Source organism: Prauserella shujinwangii (assembly GCF_003001955.1).
Classification (GTDB): Bacteria; Actinomycetota; Actinomycetes; order Mycobacteriales; family Pseudonocardiaceae; genus Qaidamihabitans; species Qaidamihabitans shujinwangii.
This window is the reverse complement of record NZ_PVNH01000007.1, coordinates 125,899-145,168: the sequence shown is the minus strand read 5'-3', so window position 1 is coordinate 145,168 and position 19,270 is coordinate 125,899. Positions and strand designations below refer to the sequence as shown.

Below are 19,270 nucleotides of genomic sequence, written 5' to 3'. Positions count from 1 at the left end.
GCGTCGTGGGCAGGGAACCGGGCTCTCCACCGGGCGAACCCCGGCCCCCTGCCCACGACGGCGGGTCAGGCCTTCGCCGCGTCCTTCAGCGCCGCGGCCCGGTCGGTGCGCTCCCAGGGCAGGTCGAGGTCCGGCCTGCCGAAGTGGCCGTACGCCGCGGTCGGCCCGTAGATCGGCCGCAGCAGGTCGAGGTCGCGGATGATCGCGGCCGGGCGCAGGTCGAACACCTCGTCGATCGCGGCCTGGATCCGGTCCGGGGAGACCTTCTCAGTGCCGAAGGTCTCGACGAACAGGCCCACCGGCGCCGCCTTGCCGATCGCGTAGGCGACCTGGATCTCGGCCCGGTCGGCCAGGCCGGCCGCCACCACGTTCTTCGCCACCCAGCGCATCGCGTACGCGGCCGAACGGTCCACCTTCGACGGGTCCTTGCCGGAGAACGCGCCACCACCGTGCCGCGCCATGCCGCCGTAGGTGTCGACGATGATCTTGCGGCCGGTCAGGCCCGCGTCACCCATCGGGCCGCCGACCACGAAGCGGCCGGTCGGGTTGATCAGGATCCGCGGGTCCTCGGCCTCGAGGCCCAGCTTCTCGATCTCCGGGGCGATCACCTTCCCCTTGAGATCGACCGCGAGCTCGGCGTCGAGGTCGACGCCCTCGGCGTGCTGGCTGGAGATCACCACGGTGTCGAGGCGAACCGGCTGGTCGCCCGCGTACTCGATGGTGACCTGGGTCTTGCCGTCGGCACGCAGGTACGGCACGGTGCCGTTCTTGCGCACCTCGGTCAGCCGCCGCGAGAGCCGGTGCGCCAGCGCGATCGGCAGCGGCATCAGCTCCGGCGTGTCCGTGCAGGCGTAGCCGAACATCAGGCCCTGGTCGCCCGCGCCCTGCTTGTCCAGGTCGTCCAGGGCGTTCTCCAGCCGCGACTCGTACGCGGTGTCCACGCCCTGCGCGATGTCCGGCGACTGCGCGTCGATCGCCACGTTGACGCCGCAGGAGTTGCCGTCGAAGCCCTTGGCCGAGGAGTCGTAGCCGATCTCCAGCACCTTGTCCCGCACCAGCGCGGGCACGTCGACGTAGGCCTCGGTGGTGACCTCACCCGCGATGTGCACCTGGCCGGTGGTGATCAGCGACTCCACCGCGACCCGGCTGCGCGGGTCGGCCGCGAGCATCGCGTCCAGGATCGTGTCGCTGATCGCGTCACACATCTTGTCCGGGTGGCCCTCGGTCACGGACTCGCTGGTGAACAGCCTACGGTTTGCAGTCACAGTTCCGCCTTCTCTCCTCGGTGATGTCGGTTTCGGTGTGCGCGGCCGGTGTGCCGGACGCCATCAGGAACGCGCGTGGAAGATGCCCCACGCGAGGTTCCCCGCGTGGCCGCCGTCGACCCAGTGCTGCAGGCCCTTCTTCATCCGGGTGAGGTACTCCTGGCTCACCTTCTCGGCGATGTCGGCCTCGCGCCGCTGGGTCTCCTGCAGCACCCGGCCGTAGTGCGTCGCCAGCTGCGGCGTGTGGTCCTCGAACGTGATGTCGCGCAGGCCGAGCCTGCTCAGCTCACGCTGGTAGAACGCGGGCGAGCCCATCGTGTCCAGGTGCAGCCGGTCCAGGATCGGCCGCAGCGCTGCCTTCTCGCAGGTGTCCGACGCCATCGGGTCGGTGAACACGAACTCGCCGCCCGCCTTGAGCACGCGGGTGGCCTCCTGCAGCACCCGCAGGCGGTCACCGCTGTGCAGCATGGCGTCCTGCGACCAGATGACGTCGAAGTGGTTGTCCTCGAAGGGCAGGTCCTCGAAGGAGCCGTCGACGACGTCGATGAGGTGGTCCAGACCCTGTTCCTCGTTGTACCGGCGGTTGCGGTCGTTCTCCACCTCGCTCAGGTTGAGGCAGGTGACCCGGCAGCCGTAGGTCCGTGCGAGGTACCTGGCCGCACCACCGTAGCCGGCCCCGAGGTCCAGCACGTGCTTGTGCTCGGTCAGCGACAGCTTGCCCGCCATCCGCTCCACGGTACGGACGCTGGCCGGGGCGATCGGCTCGTCCGGCGTCTCGTAGAGGCCGACGTGGATGTCCTCGCCGCCCCAGATGGTGAAGTAGAAGTTGTCGGCGTCGTTCGAGTTGTAGTAGTCCCGCGCCACGTTGACCGCGGCGGAGTAGTTGAGCCGGTCGTCGGTGGTCTTCACGTAGTCCTTCTCCGCGACGTGGATGAGGAAGTCCGGCTCGTCGACGGCGAAGGTCTCCTGGAAGTCACCGTAGGTCTCGACCCGCTGGAAGCCGACTTCCCGCAGCAGCCGCCGGACGTAGTCCTTCCGCAGCGGGAACATGTTGAGGTGGTACTGCGACTTGTCGGGGAAGCTGTACCGGAAGCGCGCGAGCCCGTCGTCGACGTACTCCGGCTCGGCCACCACTTCCTCACCGCAGTAGTAGTAGCTGTGCTTGCTCGAGAACCCGTTGTCCAGGATCGAGTCGTAGTTGCGCTGGTCCAGGATCAGGATGCCGTCGTGCTTGAGCACGGAGTAGAACTCGGCGAGCGCCTTGCGCCGGTCCCGCTCGGAGAACAGGTGCGTGAACGAGTTGCCGAGGCAGATCACCGCGTCGAACTTCTCGTGCACGTCCCGGCTGAGCCAGCGCCAGTCCGCGTGCACCACGCGCAGCACGTGCCCGCCGTAGCTCATCCCGTTCTCGAACGCCTTGGCCAGCATCTCCGGGCTGCCGTCGACGCTGGTGGTGTCGAAACCCTCCTCGATCAGCCGCACCGAGTGGAAACCGGTGCCGGTCGCCACGTCCAGAACGGACTTCACGCCGCGGGACTTGAGCAGGTCAGTGAAGAAGCTGCCCTCGCTCTCGTAGCGCTTCCTCCAGTCGATCAGGTCGTCCCACTTCTCGACGAAACCCTTGACGTACTCGTTGGTGTAGTGGTCCGTGTCCCGGACCTGCAGCGGGTCCTCTCCGAACTTCTGCGCCGGGTGCGCCTGGATTTCGTCGGTATCGGCCGTTCCGGCCGGTCGAACGTCCGTCTGGCCGGGCGTTGATTCGTTCATTGCGTTTCCCTCCACGTGCGGCCGGATACACAGTCAGTCGCGGAACGCGTGGCGCGTTCCCTCACCTCGGCACGGCATTCACGGCACTGTTCGGTTTCCTCCTCACCCGCGAAAAGGCGCGCGGCGCACCGCCGCCAATCAGCCGGAAAAAGTCACGCGGACGCGCGCGGCCACACGGTCCGCAGCCGGTGGAAATTCCGCGGCCGCAGCGCCGTTCGCGCGCAGCCTCCGCCGAGGGCGCCGCGCGTGCGCCCCTCGACCCAATTCACCCCGACTCGGCACCCCGCTGCGGGCATCCACGTTGATCCCGGCGAAGCGCCTTGAGCCAATCTATTGAGCCCGGGCGGAACCAATCAATGGGTCGATGGCGTGACGTGCGGTTTCACCCGTTGTATAACTCCGGCGCTCGCGATCCGCACTCCTGAGCGCACCGCGCACAGCCCTCCGGAGCGACCCTGAAGACGGTATACCGCGTGGTAGTCGCGCTGTTCCGGCCAATCCTTCACCGGCTCTTGACAGCTCTACCGACGCTTCACCGGCCATGACGACGATCTCACTCGTATGGAGCAGTCAGTACCACTCAAGGTTGCCCTGGGTGCCACTTTCACAGCTTTACTAGTCCACCGGCCTGACGGCGACACGCCCAGTCGAGTTCGTAGCGTTATCAGCAACGCGTTGCGCATCGATCAACAAACCCGGCAAAAGCCACCCCCGGTGCCCGACCGGGTACCCCGGGTGCCTCGCGGGCAACCCTCGCGATCCCGGCGCCGACAGTGCCCCGCGGCACCCCCGCAGCGCCTGGCCGGGCCCCCGTCGCCGCGCCCCGCGAGCCCCCCGCCCAGAACCGCGAGTTCTGCATTCCAGGCCGCGAGTCCCCCGTTCGGAAACGCGAGTTCCGCATTCCCGGAGGATGCCGTACCGGTCACCACGAAGACCGAATGCGGAATTCACCGGCCGGAACGCGGCACTCGCGTTCCGGAATGCGGCACTCGGCGCCCCGAACGCAGAAATCGACGTCCGGAACGCAGAACTCGGCGGTGGGGAGGAAACGGCGTCACACACCGACAAGCGCGTCGAGGCGGGCGGTTCCGTCATATCCGCCCGCGGGCTCCGGCAGGCCGAACAGCGCGCCGACCGTCGGCGCGACGTCGACCGTCCGGGCCGGCGCGGACGAGGTGGCTCCCGCCCGCACGGCCGGATGACCGCCCGCCACGAAGAACGGGATCGGCTCCGTGGCCGGATGGCCGTGGTTGCCGGGAATGGGGTTGGACCACACGTCGGGATCGGTGAACCGCCACCCCGCCCGGCAGTACGCCACCAGGTCCCCCGCCTCGGGACCCAGTCGCAGCTCCGCGGGCGCGTGCACGGACAGCACCCCCTCCGTGCCCGCCGCGATCGACCGCATCCGCGCCACCGCCGCCGCCCGCTCGGCCTCCGGACCGGTGAACGTCAGCAGGTCCGCGCCACCGTTCTGCGCCACCACGACCCGGCCGGTCAGCGCCGGATCCGCCGCCAGGCGACCCGCGAGCGACACCACGCGGTGCGGCAGCGACCAGTCCATCGCATGATCGGCGAGCACCAGCAGCACACTCGACGCCCAGCGCCCGGTGCGCTTCAGGTCCGCCACGAACCTGCCCACCTGCAGGTCCGTCGACCACAGCGCCGCGGTGCGCGCGGCGCGCAGTGTCGTTCCGGTGAGATCGGTGTGCCCGGCCCGGTCCACGTCCCCGAGGTTGACGAAGACCAGCGCCGGATCGGCGCGGTGCACCATCGCGATCAGCGCGTCCGTGGTGGCCAGGTCGGGCGCGTGCCCGCTCACCGGGACGATGGGGAACGGTTCCCAGCGCACGCTCGCCCGCTCGCCGAAGATGCCGTAGAGGTACTCCTTGCTGAGCACGCTGCCGGTCACGTGACCGGCCGCACGCAGCCGGTCCAGCAGCGTCGCGGCGCGCAGGTCGGACGGCCGGTCGAGGGTGCGGACCGCGCCCTCCCCCGGGTCGTACACCGAGTTGGCCGGAACGCCGGAGCGGTCCGGGCGCAGCCCGGACATCATCATCACGTGGTTCGGGATGGTCTCCATGACGGGCAGCGAACGCGCGGCGGGGAAGTTCGTGCCACTCTCCCGGAGGCGGTGCAGGTGCGGGGTCAGCACGGGACCGATCTCGTCCGGCCTGCACCCGTCGACCACGAGCACGTACACCCGCGTGTCCCGCGGCCCGCCCTCGGCCAGCGCGGCCGGGGTCGCGCTGGAGAGCACGACCGCGGCGCCCGTCCCCGCGGTCAGACGCAGGAAGTGGCGGCGGGAGACCCCGCTCATCGCAGCGGCTCCCACGTCCGGACCGCGCGCTGCGTGCCCGCGCGCACGGTGAACGACGCCGTGTGCCGCGCGGCGCTGCCCGGATCGGTGCGGTCGGCCAGCGCGAACCAGTCCATCTGCACGCGGCTCGGCGCCACCTCCAGCACCGAGAAGCCGTGCGAGTCGAAGTCGAGGTAGCGGACGTGCGGGTTGGCGACCCGGACGGCCGCCTCGACGCCGAGCGACACGGTGCGCGGCGGCACGCGCAGGATGTCGTCCAGGTTGTCGCTCGTGACCGACGTGCAGACGAGCTCGGTGCCGACCGAGTTGCGGTTGAGCGGATACGTCAGCGGGTCGTAGGGCAGGTCGGCGGCCCAGCCGGAGTGGATGTCGCCCGTCAGGAAGACCGTGTCCCGCACGCCGTGATCCCGCAACGCCGCGAACAGCTCCCTGCGGTCGGCGGTGTAGCCGTCCCACTGGTCCACGTTGTACGGAACTCCGGTCAACGGCCCGGTGAGCCGCGACAGCGCCCGCAGTTCCTCCGTGGACAGTGTCGAAGGGAAGCGGACCGGCGCGATCATCACCGGGTTGCCGACCAGCTTCCACTGCGCACCCGACGTGACGAGCCCGTCCCGCAGCCAGCGCAGCTGCGCGTCTCCGGTGATCGTCCGATCCGGATCGTGGATCGCCGGATCGAGCGGGTGCGCGGCCTGCCTGCTGCGATAGGTGCGCAGGTCCAGCATGGACAGTTCGGCGAGCGCGCCGAACGTGAACCTGCGGTAGAGCCGCCCGCCCGGTTCGTAGCGCACGGGCATCCACTCGGCGTAGGCCCGCTGGGCGGCGGCCCTGCGGTCGAGCCACCTGCCCTCGGCGCCCTCGGTGTGGTTCTGCGCACCGCCGGACCAGGCGTCGTTCGCGGACTCGTGATCGTCCCAGGTGACGACGAACGGCACCCGCGCGTGCAGCGCCCGCAGGTCGGGGTCCGCTTTGTACTGCGCGTGCCTGCGCCGGTAGTGCGCCAACGTCGTCATCTCGATCGGCGGGTCGTGCGGGCGGACCACCACGTCCCGGGCCTGGTACTCGCCGGGCGCGTACTCGTACAGGTAGTCACCGAGATGCAGCACACCATCCAGGTCCTCCCGGCGGGCCAGGTGGCGGTAGGCGGAGAAGTGGCCGGCCTGCAGGTTCGAGCAGGACACCACGCCGAAGCGAAGCCGGTCGACGGGCGCGTCCCCGGCCGGCGCCGTCCGCGTCCGGCCCGCGGGCGAGGCGGCCCCGCCCAGGTGGAACCGGTACCAGTACCACGTGCCCGGGGCCAGTCCGGTGACGTCGACCTTCACGGTGTGGTCACGCGCCGGGCCGGTCGGCACCGCGCCGCGGGCCACGACGTTCCGGAACCCCTCGTCGAGCGCCATCTCCCAGCGCACCCGCACCTCGGGACCGGCCCCGGAGCCGGGGACGGCGTCGGCCACCGGGGTGACCCGGGTCCACAGCACGACGCCGCCGGGCAGCGGGTCACCGGACGCCACGCCGTGGGCGAAGGGGCCGGTGTCCGCGACCGCCACACCACCGAACGCTCCGGCCCCCGCGGCGACGGCGGCGACCCCGCCCGCACGGAACAATTCTCGCCGAGTCCACGTATTCATAGCTGAAGACATTTCATAAACGGCGTGGTTTGTCACTACTGCCCGGTAGCCGTTCAACTGAACTTCAGCTCAATGGACTAGAAAGATGCCGGAGGTTTGAGCAGCCTTGATTCTGTCGCCGGGTCGTGTGAGTATCAGGCTACATTTCGCCGTGCAGGCGTGGGAGTCGCCTTGAGCCAGGTCCGCTTCGCGTTCCAGCCGCTGTACAGCCTGCACACCGGCGGTGTCGTCGCGGTGGAGGCGCTGGCCCGGCCACCGTCGGGCGAGGTGCGCGAGCTCCTGGGCTCGGCGCTGCGCCAGGGCAGGCTGGTCGAGGTCGACGCGGGGCTCGCCGCGCGCGCGGTACTGGACGAGGCGGAGCTGGACACGCTCCTCCCCCTGCATCTCAACATCACGGCGCTCACGGCGGCCGCTCCCGCCGAGGCACTGGCCCCCTTGCACGAAGCGCTGACGACAGCGCACCGGAGACCTCGTGAGGTGGTGCTGGAGATCGGGCCGCCGTTCCACAGCGTGCCGTCCGGTGCGCTGCTCGGCGGGTTGCGCCGGCTGGCCGACGCGGGTTTCCGGCTCGCCTTCGACGGGCTGGGGGCCGGAGACCTGCCGCTCAACCTCCTCGCCGAGTCACGGGTGGACCTCGTGAAGCTGGACCGGACGGCGCTGCGCAGACTGCCCGACGATCTGGCGACGGTCGCTCTCGTCGAAGCGCTGGTCCACTACACGGCCCGCACGCAGTCCCGGCTCGTGGCCACCGGCATCGAGACCGAGGAGCAGCTGGAGACGGTGCGCCGGATCGGTGTCCGCGTGGTCCAGGGCAACCTGTTCGCACCCGCCAGGCCGGGCATGACCGCCACCGGCACCCTCACCCTCGCCAGCCCGGACAACCAGCTCGGCCCGCCGTCGTTCACGCCCACCGCCATGCCGTCGATCGACGCGTTCCTGCGGCCGGCGACCACCCTGCCCGCCGAGGCGACGTGCGAGGAGGTCCGCACGGTGCTCGCCGCGCACGACGCACCGACGGGGATCGTCGGGGTCGACCTCGACGACCGTCCACAGTGGTCGATCGACCGGACACGGTTCCTGCTCGCCGTCACCGGACCGTTCGGGCACGCGCTGCACGCGCACCGGCCGGCCGCGCGGCTGGCGGACCCGCCGCACGTGATCCGCAAGGGCGCGGCGGCGATCGAGCTGCTCGACCTCGTCGCGGACGCCGACTGGAACCGCACCGGCGACGACATCGTGGTGGTGGACGAGGACGGTCGCTGCGAAGGCGTGGTGTTCGTCCACGAGATCATGCGCGGCATGGCGGAGGCGAAGATCGAGGAGGCCGCCGCGCTCAACCCGCTGACCCGGCTGCCCGGCAGCGACGCCGTCGCCCGGGATGTCGATCGCCGGGTCGCGGCGAGCCAGCCCGTGGTGGTCGGCTGGCTCGACGTCGACTCGTTCAAGCGGGTGAACGACACGGTGGGGTTCGCGGCGGGCGACGACCTCATCCGCGCGCTCGGCCGCAGGCTGACGGAGCTGAGCGCCACGCTGGGCGACGTGGTGGTGAGCCACGTGGGCGGCGACGACTTCCTCATCGCCTGTGGCATCGACCGGATCACGAAGCTGGCCGACGGCGTGCTGGAGAGCGCCTGGTCCGCGGAGGGCGTTCCGGTGACGGTGTCGCTGGCGACCCTGGTGTGCGCGGGTTCGTCGGTGGGGTCCTACCGCGAGATCTCGCGCATGCTGGCGCCGTTGAAGAAAGAGGCCAAGGCGGTGACCGGCTCCAGCTGGGTCAACGGCTGGCCGGGATCCGACCGTCTCGAGATCCTCCGCGGGCAGCCACCCTCGCCGGGGAACCGGCGCTCCGCCGGCTGACGTGACGAGTGCCCCGGCGCCGCTGGGGGTCCGGCGCCGGGGCACTCTCGATGCCGTGGCGCCCGAGGAGGGGGCAATGGCGCCCGGCAAGCCCGCGAACATGAATCTCATTGCAAGAGCTTCATGTTTCAGCATACGGCACCGGGCCGCGAGGGTCGAGGGTGCGAACGGATCAAGTTGCCACGCCGCCGTGTCCGCCGTCCGTGCACGCGTGTCCGCCAACTGTGCGCGCGTGTCCGCCGTCCGTGTCCCCGTGTCCGCGGTCGGCGACACCGGGCATGGTGAGCACCGTCGCAGATGGCGGACACGTGATCGTGGATGGCGGACACGTGATCGTGGATGGCGGACACGTGATCGGGGATGGCGGACACGGTGCTAGGCACTCACCGGCGCCACACGGGCAACGAGGAACGCCCGCCACAGCTCGCAGGCCGAACGCGCCAGCAGTCCGGCACGATCGTGCCGGTCACCCTCCTCGTGGTCCCTCCACAGTGCCCTGGCGACGTCGGTGTCCCAGTGGAGGACGGCACGGTCGGGCCGCACGTCGTGGATCCGGGCGAACGGACGGCCCGCGTAGTCCACGATGGTCGCGGCCAGCTCTCCGGCGCGCTCCCGCGCCGAGGCCTTGTCCCGCCCGGCGAGGAACCACACGCGGTACCGCGCCTGCCACACCCGCAGCCGGACCTCGGGGCGCAGTTCGCGCCGGGCGGCGTACCGCCGCTCCGCCCGCTCGTCGGGTGGATCCAGCAGGCGCTCGTGGGCGAGCAACAGCGCCTGCACGTAGTCGGCGACGTGTGCCTGCTCGAACCGGCCGTGGGCGCTGCGGTCGTGCGCGTGCGGCAGCACCCCACGGGGATAGTCGAGCTCGAGGAGCAACCGCTCGTCCGGGGTGAGCTCGCCCGTGCACGGCGCGATCGACTCGGCGCCATACAGCACGGGCGTGTCGCCGGTGCGGTGGTACGGATGCCGCAACGCCAGCCGGAAACACGCTTCGTCCACGTCGAGCGCCGCGGTGCGCACGTCGAGTGTCGCGCTCCACGGCTCGACGCCCACCCGGCGCACCGCGGGCGCGCTGCTGCTGTCCATGAGACTCCCCAGGCCGAACTGTCATCCCCAGGCTTTGGGGCGACGCGGCCGTGATCCAGGGGGTACCCACGACCGGCGTCACCAGCGGCTACGGTGACAGGTGTCAGGTGTAACCAGTAGCCACGACCAATGTAGCTCGCTACGACGTAGCGCGCTACATCGCGGGCGTGGCCTATTCGGGTGAAGTGCGCCCGCACTCGCCCGCACGCGGAGGATGACGCCTTGGTCGAAGCGTGTCCCATCGTGGTGCGCAGATGGGTCGGATCCGAGTTCGCCGCCATGCGCAACAGCAGCCACAACCCCTCGCGGTCGGAAGCGGCCAAACGCGTGGAGAAGTCGCCGGCCGCACTCGGCCACGTCGAGTCGGGCCGCAACTTCCCCGCGGTCAACAAGATCGAAGTACTGCTGAGCTACTACGGACACGGCGACCGCGCCGGGTACTTCGCGGCGCTGGTCGAGCGCGCGAAGGCCAGGCGGCAGTGGTGGGACACCCTCCCCGAGGGTGCCGTGCCGGAGTGGTACCAGCTGTTCCTCGGCTACGAGACCTCGGCCGTCGAGACGTTCACCTACGCCCCGCAGGTGGTGCCCGACCTGCTGCAGACGCCCGCCTACGCCGAGGCAATCGTCCACGCCACCGAACCCGAGGCCGACGAGGAACGGGTCGAGCTCGCCTGCGAGGTGCGCGCCGGGCGCACGCGTGAGGTGCTGGACCGCGATGACCCCTGCGTGCTGCGGTGCGTCATCGACGAGGCGGCACTGCGCAGGCCGGTCGGCGGACCGGCGGTGCTGCGGGAGCAGCTGCGGCACCTGCTGGACGTGGGCAGGCGGTCGAACGTGGACATCCGGGTGCTGCCGACGGACCTCGGCGCGCACGCCAGCACGGACGCCGGGTTCACCGTGATGGCGATGCCGCCCGAACTGGAGGGTCACCCCGGCGTCGCGTATGTCGCCACGGTCGTCGAGGGCACCTTCTTCGAGAAGGCGGGCCAGATCGGCGTGTTCCGCGACCGGGCGGACCGGTTGCGGGGACAGGCGCTGAGCACGAAACGGTCTCGGGAGTTCATCGACCACCTGGCATCGGAACGGCGGCGTCGCTGAGGAAGCTGACGGGAACGGGTTCACACCGGTGACGCGGCCGTGGTCCACGGAATTCCCAGCCGCCGCGTCACCGGGGGCTACGGTTACGGATGAACGGTCCAACCTGTAGCCACGTCCGACCGTAGCACGCTGCGATGTAGCGCGCTACACCGCGGTGTGGCCTGTCCGGGTGATGCGCTGCCGCGCTTCGCCCGCCGCGGAAGGTGACAGCCTTGCTCGGAGCGACACCGCTCGTGACGACCAAATGGATGGGCGAGCACATCTCGACGCTGCGCGAGGAACGCGGCTACACGCGGGAACAGCTCGCGGAGCGCGCGGGGTGGTCGGGCAAGTCGCTGGTCGGGCACCTGGAGGCCGCGGTCCGGCAGTTCAACCCCGACCACGTCGCCGCCCTGCTGCCCGCGCTGGGCAGGGCCGAGCACGTCGCGCGGTACCAGAAGCTCGTCACCGACGCGGCGGGCAAGGGTGAGTGGTGGCGTGGCCTGCTGCCCAGGGACAAGGCGGAGCGCCGGAAGCTGCGGGAGCTGGAGCTGTTCCTCTCGTACGAGTCGTCGGCGACCCGGATCCGGCTCTACGAGCCGTACGCGGTCCCCGACCTGCTGCAGACCCCGGCGTACGCGGAGCACGTGCTGCGGGTGACCCGGCCGCCACACGCGGAGCTCCGCCGCGCCCTGCTGCCCGGCAGGCAGGCCCTGCTGTGCGGCGCCGAGCCGACCGAACTCCACGTGGTGCTGGACGAGACGGCCGTACGCAGGCGGGTGGGCGGCAAGCCGGTGCTGCGCGCCCAGCTCCGGCACCTCGCCGCGCGGGCGGCGCAGGGCAACGTGACCGTGCGGGTGCTGCCCCCGGCGGCGGGACTGCCCTCGGCCGAGGGGAACTTCTCGGTGCTGGACATGCCCGCCGAACTCGACGGCCATCCCGGGGTGGCCTACGTCCGGACGCCGCGCGGGTGGGTGTGTCACGAGCGTGCGGACGAGGTCGCGGACTTCGGGGCCCGCTGGGAACGGATCGCCGCGCAGGCGCTGCCCGCGGAGCGGTCGGCCGAGCTGATCACCGGCTGGGCGGGCGAACCGCAGGGGGACGCCCGCTAGCGTGGTGACGTCAGGGGTCCGCCAGCCACGACAGCAGGCGGCCCCGTGACCAGCAGCGGCCGAGGGCTTCGGCGCGCAGGGCCGAGCGGTCGAGCAGCACCAGCCCGAGGATGCTGTGGCCGGAGGCGCGGCGATCGCCCAGTGTCGGCACCGCGGGCGCGACACCGACTCCCTCCGCCGACACCCACGCCACCGCCCGGTCCGCGGCCGCTTCGCCGAGGCGGCACAGGAATCGCGGGCGGCTCTCCGGCGGGAACCGCGACAGCGCCCACGTCGTGGTGACGACGGGCAGCGCGTCCGCGGGCACCAGGGCGACGGCGTCGGGCAGCGCCTCGAGAACGTCCCCCCGCAGCAGCAGCGGCGGGGCCGTCGCCGCCAGCGCCAGCTCCGCGTCGAGCCTGGCGGCACGCTCCGGCTGGTCCGGCGGCAGGCAGGCACGCAACCACCGGACGTCGTCCGCGTCGGTCACGTCGACCGGATCGGAGTCGACGCCGATCCTGGCGACGACCTCAGGCATCGGCTGCGCGGGGACGGGCAGGTCCCCCACGAGCGAACACGACATCCGCACCGGGGAGTCCGGGTCGCCCAGCATCCGCCCGTCGCCGTAGGTGATGCCGACGCGATCGACGTTGAGGTTGAGCCCGGCCGAGCGGCCCACGTCGATCAGTCCGACCGTGTGCGCGCCCGCCCGGCGTGCCGCCTCGGCGATGGCCGGGTACAGCACGGAGCAGCGTCCGGTCTCGTCGGTCCGTGGCCGCCTGCGCGCGGCGACCGCCGCGACCTGCCCGGTCATCCGCACCAGCGTGTCGACGGCCGCGCCCGCGGCGGCGGCGCCGTCCCCGGCGGCGTACGCCGCGGCGAGCGCCGGGGCACGGCCGGCCAGGGCCAGGTCGTGCAGCGCGGCGAGGATCACCGTGGGGTGCCGCCTGCGTGCCGGCACCGCCTCGAGGGCGCGCAGCGCCGCACCGGACTCGCTCAGTGCGACGGCGACACGCTCGTACAGCGGCGACGTGCCCGCGGCATCGACCTCGCCGAAGCGCCGGTACGTCCAGGCGAGCGTGCGGGCCCTGCCCGCGGGTGCGGCACGGCCTTCCCTCGGTCCTGGCACCCGGGGATACTAGCCCGCGGCAGCGGCCCGCCCGGCGCGATCCGGGCCCGCCCGGGACGCTCAGGGCACGTGCCCGCGTCCCGAGGGCCACCAGTGGTCGAGGATGTGCATGCGGGCCTCCAGCAACGCGCTGTCCCGCAGGTCGACGACGTGGACGTCGCGCCAGCGGCGGAAGCCGATGCGTTCCAGCATGGCCGCCATGCGCACGCTGACCAGCTCCGCCGAGACCCGGTCCGGCGTGGTGGCACGGAACTCCAGCGGCGACACCCGGCACGCGGCCAGGCGGGCAGTGCGCGCGAGTGTCCGCAGGGCGCCGGCGACCAGCGGTGCCGCGAGCCCGTGCCCGCGCCAGACCGGGGACAGCGTGACGTCACGCACGATCACCATGCGGGGCGGCCCTTCCGACAGCTCCGAGTCGAGCTCGGGGTGCAGCCGCCCGTCGCTGGCGTCGAGGACGGTCTCGGCGATGAACTCCAGCGCCCACTCGCCGAGCGCCACGGAGTCGAGCAGGTTCCGGTCGCGGTGCAGGTCCGCGACGACGAGGGAGATGTCGCCCACGTGCCGGACCTGGGCCGGGCACGAGTCGAGCTCCCACACGTCCGCCGAGACGTCCCAGCGCTCCGGGGAGTGATCCTCGTCGTCGATGTGCCACCACAGCCGTTCGTGCCGCAGGGACAGCCGGATCGACAGCGGATTGGCAGGCGGTTCGGTCACGTGGCCACCTCGCTCGCGTCGTGACGTCGCTTCTCCCCGCCAATGGGTTGGCGCGCCGTGGGACCGTCACCTGACATGACAGGCCCGGGGCGGGATGATGACGCCAGCGCGATGAAATTATCCACCGCGCCGGTCAACTCGCGAGCACGAAAGGGTTCCGGAACCGCCGTTCACCGGAACGGAGCCGGTGGCGGAACAGGGTGGCGGGCGACCGGCCGCTCAGCGGAGCCGGCGACCTCGCCGGGCGGCCGCGTGCAGTTGCTCCGAGGGGACGTCGAGCGCGGCACTGAGCCAGCGCTGCCAGTACGGCCCGGGAACCCGTTTGCCGCGTTCCCAGCGGGCCACCTCGTGCCTGCTGACACCGCGGTTGCTGGACAGGCTCACGAGCATGTCGGCGAGCTGGTACTGGGTGAGGCCGCGTTGCTTGCGGAGCCTGCGGACCAGTGACCAGATCGGCTCCACGTCGTCGCTCTCCGGCGGTGGTCCGCCGTCCGGCGCGGGTGGCGCGCCGGGCTCTCCGTGCGGCCGGACGGACCACGGTGGCCCGCCGATCGGTCTGTTCCGCTCGTCATCTCGCGCTTCCTGCGCGTTGCCATAAACCATGATCACCGATGCGGGGTGTGTGAGGGGACTTCGGCCATCCGGCGCACCGGGGCGCCGGCGAATCGACCCGGACACGGGCGGTTCGGAACGGTCGAGCGGTCGGTGCGTCATGACGGGCCGGGGGAACGTGGACTCGCAGAACGGTTCTGACACATTCCCACCGCACCTCCTCTCGCCGCTACTCTGCTCCACCGGCGTCACGAGCCGTACCACCAAACGAGTGCATCCTGCGATCAGCAACTTGCAGATCGCCTCGCGCAGGGAATCCAACGCGCCGAGTAAACCAGTCACCGAGGGGCCCGGCAAGAAACTTGCGTCGGGCAAGTTGCGTCTCCACCCGGCTCTCCGGCAGCTCCCGGCGCACTGTTTCAATCAGCAAAATAAATACCTCGCGCACTCGAAAAAGTTGCGGCGAAACAGCCCTCTCCAGCCGACCCGGACCACGGCTCCGACCGGTACGGAATCCGACTTCTGGCCCCCTGTCTGGAAAGCGCCCGCACGCTAGGATTCTGAAATACATGATCCGATTCCGAGGGGACGTGATTACGCTGCCACGGCGACGAAACCAAGGGCAGAACGGCGAGACCGCGGAGAAGGCCGCGACTGAGGAACGCGATTACTCCGTTCGCGCCGTGGAGCGGGTCTGTTCCATTCTCAACCTCTTGCAGGAGTCCATCGACGGCGTTTCGCTGATCGAGGTCGGCCAGGCGACCGACCTGCCCAAGTCCTCCGCGTTCCGCTATCTGTGGACCCTCGAGGCACACCGCTACGTCGAGCGGGACGAGCACACCGGGCTCTACCGGCTCGGCCTCGGCTTCGTCGGCATGCAGTCCCGCCACCTCGAGGTCCTGCGCGAGCGCGCCCGGCCGTGGCTGGAGAACCTGCGGGACGAGTTCGAGGAGACCACGAACCTCGGCCTGCTCGACGGCGACCACGTCATCTTCGTGGACATCGTGGAGAGCAGGCACAAGGTGCGGCTGGCCGCCTCCCGCGGCGACCGCGATCCGCTGCACTCCACCGCGCTGGGCAAGGCGATCGCCGCGCAGCTGCCCGAGGCTCGGGTACGCGACCTGCTCGAGCGCACCGGCATGGAACAGCACTCGGCCAACACGATCACGACGGCCGAGGGCTACCTCGACGAGCTCGCGAAGGTCCGCAGGCTCGGGTACGCCGTGGACAACGGGGAGACCTCCGCCGACGGTCGCTGCGTCGCCGCGCCACTGCTCGGCACGCACCTGCCCGCGGCGCTGAGTATCAGCGCACCGGCGGCGCGCTTCACGCTCAAGGACGTCGAGCGGGCGGCGAAGGTGCTGATCGACGTGGCGGACCAGATCACCACCAACCCGGTGACCACGCAGCGGGCGGCCGAACGCACGGGTCCGTAACCGGCGGAACCACGCGGTTTCCGGCCCACCGTCCCGGAAGGACGCCACACGGTCCACTGTGTCCGCTCCTAGAACGGGCACGGGCGCGGCAGGACGCGGCATAACGCAGTGGTCCGCGGTTGAGCAGGGCCGACTGCTCGGCACCGTTCTATGGTGACCCCATGAACGGTCCGAAGTTCAACCCGGACAACAAGCCGGGCTACACCTACGAGCTCCTCGCCGACCACTTCACGAAACTCATCGAGTCCGGCGAGTGGGCGCCGAACAGCAGGCTGCCCGGCGAGCGCGCGCTCGCCGAGGAGTACGGCGTCGCCCTCGGCACTGTCCGGAAGGCCACCGACATCCTCCGGGACCGCGGCCTCGTGGTCACGCTGAAGTCGAAGGGGACCTTCGTCACCAGGGCCCGGTGAGCGACCGGCAGGCAAGCCGCTCAGCCCCGCAGGGTGTCCTCCGGCGACTCGCCGTAGAGCTGACGGTACTCGGCGAGCGCGCCGGGGTCGTAGGGAAGCTTCCAGTGCAGGAAGACCTCGCGCGCCGACGCCGCCGGTTCACCCGCCACGAGCAGCAGGTGCGCCCGCGCCCGCCGCAGCCGGACACGGCGCAGGAAGGCCGACGCGACGATGCCGAACCGGCGCTGGAAACCCTCGTGCAGCGCCTCGACGCTGACGCCCACGCGGCGCGCGTAGTCCGCGAGGGACAGCCGAGGGTCGTGGTGCATCAGCCCGAGCACGAAACTCACGGCGCGCCGGGATGCGGGCGGTTCGCGCCGGTCACCGAGGAAGCCCGAGTAGTTGTGCGGCTGGGCGGCCAGCAACGTGCCGACCAGCGAGTCGTCCATGCGGCGCAGCAGGTCGTCGGAGGCGAGCAGCAGGCTCGCCGGATCGTCGAGGTCCGCGACGCAGTCGAGAACGGAGTCGCACCAGTCCACCACCGGGCCCGCGGTCAGGTTCATCAGCGGGTCGAAGCGCACGGGCACCGGCGGCAGGAACCCCAGCCGGTCGGCCACGGCGTGCTCGATCGCACCCTCCTCGATCCGCAGTGCGATCGCCGCGAAGTCGGCCGAGAGGAACACGTCCAGCGAGACGTCCGGCGACACGACGACACCCACCCCCGGATTGACCTCGGCGCGTTCCCCGTTGAGGAAGAAGACGCCACGGCCGGCGAGCGGGATGACGATGACGTAGAACGGCCGGGTCTCCCCCGGGCACAGCCGCACCTCGCAGCCCAGGCGCGCCGAGAGCAGCAGCACCCTGCCCAGCCGCACCGCGTTGAGCCGCGCGTCGACGTTGGCGGTGTCCCCGTGCAGCTCGAACAGGTGCGTGCAGAACAGCCAGGACAGCTTCCGCTGCGTCTCGGCGGGCTCGTCCGAGCGGAAGTAGGAGAAGCCGTCCAGGGGCAGGTTCATCGGGCCTGGGAGGCTGCTCGACAGGCGCTCCCGAAGCCTCCCGCGGAACGCCCGCGTGCCACGGCACGAGGTATCGCACGTCTTTCGTGCTGAGGAAGAGTGAGTCGCGAATCTAGAACAGCGCCGCGCCGCCGGTCAACCGACGAAGGCCGGTTCCGTGGTTGGGCCGCGGCACCGCCGGGTAGGGCTGGGGCATGCCGATCGATGTGGTGGTGGCCGGACAGGTCGCCCGGGACCTCGTGCTCCGCGTCGCGGAGGCTCCCGGAGCGGGGAGCAGCGTCGCCGTCCGGTCGCGCCGGGAGGTGCTCGGCGGCAAGGGGGCGAACCAGGCGGTCGGCCTGGCCCAGCTGGGCCTCGAACCGACGCTGGTCGGCGTGACCGCGACCGACCACGCCGGGTCGGAGATCCTGGAGCAGGCGGGCCTCGACGGCATCGACACCTCCGGCGTCGTCCGCAGGCGGCAGGGTGAGACCGCGCTGATCGTCGACGTCGTCGACGACCACGGCCAGTGGCGCTACCTCGAGCACGTCCCGGACGACATGCTCCTCACCTCGCGCGACGTCGCGGCGTCCGGCACCGCGATCGCCCACGCCGCCACGGTCGTCGTCCAGCTGCAGCAGCCCACGGCCGCCGCGCTGGAGGCGGTCCGGCTGGCCCGCCGCGCGGGAGCCAGGGTCGTTCTCGACGGCGCCGTGCGGGACGAACGCGGCCGGGCGGAGCTGCTCGCGGGCGCCGACGTGGTCCGGGCGGACGGCACCGAGGCGGAGCTGCTGACGGGGCGCGCGTTCACGACCGAGGACGACGCCGTCGCGGCGGCGCGGGAGCTGATCGCGGAGGGCCCCTCGCTGGTGGTGTTCGAGGTCTCCGGAAAGGGCAACGTCTTCGTCGAGTCCGGCCGGCACGAGTTCCTGCCCCACGTGAATCCGGACGTCGTGGACACGACGGGAGCGGGGGACGCGCTCGTCGCCGCGCTGACCGCGACGCTCACCCGGGGCGGTCCGGTGCGGGAGGCGGCCCGGCTCGCCGCCGCGGCGGCCGGGGCGGCCGTCGGCCACGCCGGCGGGAGGCCCGACCTGACCCCCGCCGCCGTCACCGAACAGCTCTCCCGGCTGGACGCCGCCACCGGTGCGGCGGACTGATCACGCCACCGGTGTGTGGTCTGCCGGATCGGGCTCGTCCGTGCCACGCTGGATGGCATGACAACGGATCGCAACGTGCTCGGCGGCAGGCTGGAGGAGTGCGGTACCGACCCGGTGACCGGCTTCTACCGCGACGGCTGCTGCCAGACCGGGCCCGAGGACCTCGGCAACCACACCGTGTGCGCCGTCGTCACCGCGGAGTTCCTCGCCCACCAGCAGGCCGCGGGAAACGATCTCGTCACGGCGCGACCGGAGTACGGGTTCACCGGGCTCCGTCCCGGTGACCGATGGTGTGTGTGCGCCGCCAGGTGGCTGGAGGCCTGCGAGGCCGGGGCCGCACCGCCGGTGGTCCTCGCCGCCACCCACGTCCGGGCCCTCGACGTCATCCCGCTCGACGCGCTGCGCCGGCACGCCGTCGACGTGCCCGCGGATCCCAGCGAGCTGCTGTGACCACACCGCCCGGACCGCCGCAGCCGCCGGAACCGGTGGGGCGACCGGGCGGGACTGCGCCCGTGCGGGCTGGTGGTGCTCGCCGGGATGGCGGCACTGGTCGTGGTGGTCGCCGGGAGCCGCGGTGTCGCCGGCATCCTCGGCCCGATCTTCCCGGCCCTGGTGCGCACCGTCGCGGTGAGCCCGCTCGGCGGCCTGCTCCGCAGGCGCGGCGTGCCCGCGTGACTCGCGGCGCTCGCCGGTGTGCTGGCCGCCTACCTGGGTGCTCGCGGCACTGGCCGGCTCGCCGGCGTACGCCATCGCCGAGCTGGCCGCGACGCTGCCCGGGTACGCCGACCAGTTCGAGGCACTCATCACGCA

Annotated in this window: 17 protein-coding genes; 8 read left to right on the top strand and 9 right to left on the bottom strand. The window is 71.5% G+C overall.

What is annotated here, in order from left to right; genetic code table 11:
* Nucleotides 1–65 precede the first annotated feature (65 nt).
* The 4 genes from metK to B0I33_RS17965 all read right to left on the bottom strand — a co-directional run bounded on the left by metK (nucleotide 66) and on the right by B0I33_RS17965 (nucleotide 6,974).
* Nucleotides 66–1,265 carry a methionine adenosyltransferase gene (gene metK / locus B0I33_RS17980; RefSeq protein WP_106179962.1) on the bottom strand — a complete coding sequence of 400 codons (1,200 nt, stop codon included), beginning with the start codon at nucleotides 1,263–1,265 and terminating at the stop codon, nucleotides 66–68.
* Nucleotides 1,266–1,328: 63 nt separating this feature from the next.
* Nucleotides 1,329–3,032 carry a glycine/sarcosine N-methyltransferase gene (locus tag B0I33_RS17975; RefSeq protein WP_106179961.1) on the bottom strand — a complete coding sequence of 568 codons (1,704 nt, stop codon included), beginning with the start codon at nucleotides 3,030–3,032 and terminating at the stop codon, nucleotides 1,329–1,331.
* 1,054 nt (nucleotides 3,033–4,086) lie between these two features.
* Nucleotides 4,087–5,349, bottom strand: a complete 1,263-nt coding sequence (locus B0I33_RS17970) for an alkaline phosphatase family protein (protein WP_106179960.1) — start codon at nucleotides 5,347–5,349, stop codon at nucleotides 4,087–4,089.
* Nucleotides 5,346–6,974: an alkaline phosphatase D family protein gene (locus B0I33_RS17965; RefSeq protein ID WP_106179959.1), complete on the bottom strand. Its 1,629-nt coding sequence runs from the start codon at nucleotides 6,972–6,974 to the stop codon at nucleotides 5,346–5,348. Before B0I33_RS17965 ends, B0I33_RS17970 begins: the two co-directional genes overlap by 4 nt.
* A 171-nt stretch (nucleotides 6,975–7,145) precedes the next feature.
* Here B0I33_RS17965 and B0I33_RS17960 point away from each other — a divergent pair, with 171 nt between their 5' ends.
* Nucleotides 7,146–8,831, top strand: coding sequence for a GGDEF domain-containing protein (locus tag B0I33_RS17960; RefSeq protein ID WP_106179958.1), 1,686 nt, complete (start codon nucleotides 7,146–7,148; stop codon nucleotides 8,829–8,831).
* Between the two features lie 375 nt (nucleotides 8,832–9,206).
* Here the strand turns inward: B0I33_RS17960 and B0I33_RS17955 are convergent, their stop codons facing one another.
* Entirely contained in the window at nucleotides 9,207–9,917 is a 711-nt protein-coding gene (locus B0I33_RS17955) for a hypothetical protein (RefSeq protein ID WP_106179957.1), read from the bottom strand.
* 243 nt (nucleotides 9,918–10,160) lie between these two features.
* Here B0I33_RS17955 and B0I33_RS17950 point away from each other — a divergent pair, with 243 nt between their 5' ends.
* Nucleotides 10,161–11,015 carry a DUF5753 domain-containing protein gene (locus tag B0I33_RS17950; RefSeq protein WP_106179956.1) on the top strand — a complete coding sequence of 285 codons (855 nt, stop codon included), beginning with the start codon at nucleotides 10,161–10,163 and terminating at the stop codon, nucleotides 11,013–11,015.
* Between the two features lie 212 nt (nucleotides 11,016–11,227).
* The gene (locus B0I33_RS17945) at nucleotides 11,228–12,106 is read left to right on the top strand and encodes a helix-turn-helix domain-containing protein (RefSeq protein ID WP_146147517.1); all 879 of its coding nucleotides are present in this window, start codon (nucleotides 11,228–11,230) and stop codon (nucleotides 12,104–12,106) included.
* A gap of 10 nt (nucleotides 12,107–12,116) precedes the next feature.
* On the opposite strand, the gene B0I33_RS17940 is transcribed toward B0I33_RS17945, so the two are convergent.
* The 3 genes from B0I33_RS17940 to B0I33_RS30810 all read right to left on the bottom strand — a co-directional run bounded on the left by B0I33_RS17940 (nucleotide 12,117) and on the right by B0I33_RS30810 (nucleotide 14,531).
* A complete protein-coding gene (locus B0I33_RS17940; protein WP_106179954.1) occupies nucleotides 12,117–13,214 on the bottom strand; it encodes a DUF2332 domain-containing protein in 1,098 nt (365 codons plus the stop codon).
* A gap of 60 nt (nucleotides 13,215–13,274) precedes the next feature.
* Nucleotides 13,275–13,928: a GNAT family N-acetyltransferase gene (locus B0I33_RS17935; RefSeq protein ID WP_106179953.1), complete on the bottom strand. Its 654-nt coding sequence runs from the start codon at nucleotides 13,926–13,928 to the stop codon at nucleotides 13,275–13,277.
* A gap of 219 nt (nucleotides 13,929–14,147) precedes the next feature.
* On the bottom strand, nucleotides 14,148–14,531 hold the full coding sequence (locus B0I33_RS30810) for a helix-turn-helix domain-containing protein (RefSeq protein ID WP_106180171.1): 384 nt from the start codon (nucleotides 14,529–14,531) through the stop codon (nucleotides 14,148–14,150).
* A gap of 548 nt (nucleotides 14,532–15,079) precedes the next feature.
* Between B0I33_RS30810 and B0I33_RS17925 the strand changes: the two genes are divergently transcribed.
* Entirely contained in the window at nucleotides 15,080–15,916 is an 837-nt protein-coding gene (locus B0I33_RS17925) for an IclR family transcriptional regulator (RefSeq protein WP_425440494.1), read from the top strand.
* 161 nt (nucleotides 15,917–16,077) lie between these two features.
* Nucleotides 16,078–16,326: a GntR family transcriptional regulator gene (locus B0I33_RS17920; RefSeq protein WP_106179951.1), complete on the top strand. Its 249-nt coding sequence runs from the start codon at nucleotides 16,078–16,080 to the stop codon at nucleotides 16,324–16,326.
* A gap of 20 nt (nucleotides 16,327–16,346) precedes the next feature.
* On the opposite strand, the gene B0I33_RS17915 is transcribed toward B0I33_RS17920, so the two are convergent.
* Complete coding sequence (locus tag B0I33_RS17915) at nucleotides 16,347–17,321, bottom strand: cupin domain-containing protein (RefSeq protein WP_106179950.1); 975 nt, start codon at nucleotides 17,319–17,321, stop codon at nucleotides 16,347–16,349.
* Nucleotides 17,322–17,515: 194 nt separating this feature from the next.
* Here B0I33_RS17915 and B0I33_RS17910 point away from each other — a divergent pair, with 194 nt between their 5' ends.
* The 3 genes from B0I33_RS17910 (at nucleotide 17,516) to B0I33_RS29995 (ending at nucleotide 19,135) form a co-directional block, all read left to right on the top strand.
* Nucleotides 17,516–18,460 carry a PfkB family carbohydrate kinase gene (locus B0I33_RS17910; protein ID WP_106179949.1) on the top strand — a complete coding sequence of 315 codons (945 nt, stop codon included), beginning with the start codon at nucleotides 17,516–17,518 and terminating at the stop codon, nucleotides 18,458–18,460.
* 57 nt (nucleotides 18,461–18,517) lie between these two features.
* Complete coding sequence (locus tag B0I33_RS17905) at nucleotides 18,518–18,910, top strand: DUF2237 family protein (protein ID WP_106180170.1); 393 nt, start codon at nucleotides 18,518–18,520, stop codon at nucleotides 18,908–18,910.
* Between the two features lie 87 nt (nucleotides 18,911–18,997).
* Nucleotides 18,998–19,135, top strand: coding sequence for a hypothetical protein (locus tag B0I33_RS29995; protein ID WP_181193344.1), 138 nt, complete (start codon nucleotides 18,998–19,000; stop codon nucleotides 19,133–19,135).
* Nucleotides 19,136–19,270: the final 135 nt, after the last annotated feature.

What these genes read in the sequence shown, in the direction of transcription:
- B0I33_RS29995 (WP_181193344.1), top strand. Translation starts at nt 18,998, where the DNA reads ATGGCGGCACTGGTCGTGGTGGTCGCCGGGAGCCGCGGTGTCGCCGGC.
- B0I33_RS17920 (WP_106179951.1), top strand. Translation starts at nt 16,078, where the DNA reads ATGAACGGTCCGAAGTTCAACCCGGACAACAAGCCGGGCTACACCTAC.
- B0I33_RS17905 (WP_106180170.1), top strand. Translation starts at nt 18,518, where the DNA reads ATGACAACGGATCGCAACGTGCTCGGCGGCAGGCTGGAGGAGTGCGGT.
- B0I33_RS17915 (WP_106179950.1), bottom strand. Translation starts at nt 17,321, where the DNA reads ATGAACCTGCCCCTGGACGGCTTCTCCTACTTCCGCTCGGACGAGCCC.
- B0I33_RS17975 (WP_106179961.1), bottom strand. Translation starts at nt 3,032, where the DNA reads ATGAACGAATCAACGCCCGGCCAGACGGACGTTCGACCGGCCGGAACG.
- B0I33_RS17965 (WP_106179959.1), bottom strand. Translation starts at nt 6,974, where the DNA reads ATGAATACGTGGACTCGGCGAGAATTGTTCCGTGCGGGCGGGGTCGCC.
- B0I33_RS17910 (WP_106179949.1), top strand. Translation starts at nt 17,516, where the DNA reads ATGCCGATCGATGTGGTGGTGGCCGGACAGGTCGCCCGGGACCTCGTG.
- B0I33_RS17955 (WP_106179957.1), bottom strand. Translation starts at nt 9,917, where the DNA reads ATGGACAGCAGCAGCGCGCCCGCGGTGCGCCGGGTGGGCGTCGAGCCG.
- B0I33_RS30810 (WP_106180171.1), bottom strand. Translation starts at nt 14,531, where the DNA reads ATGGTTTATGGCAACGCGCAGGAAGCGCGAGATGACGAGCGGAACAGA.
- B0I33_RS17970 (WP_106179960.1), bottom strand. Translation starts at nt 5,349, where the DNA reads ATGAGCGGGGTCTCCCGCCGCCACTTCCTGCGTCTGACCGCGGGGACG.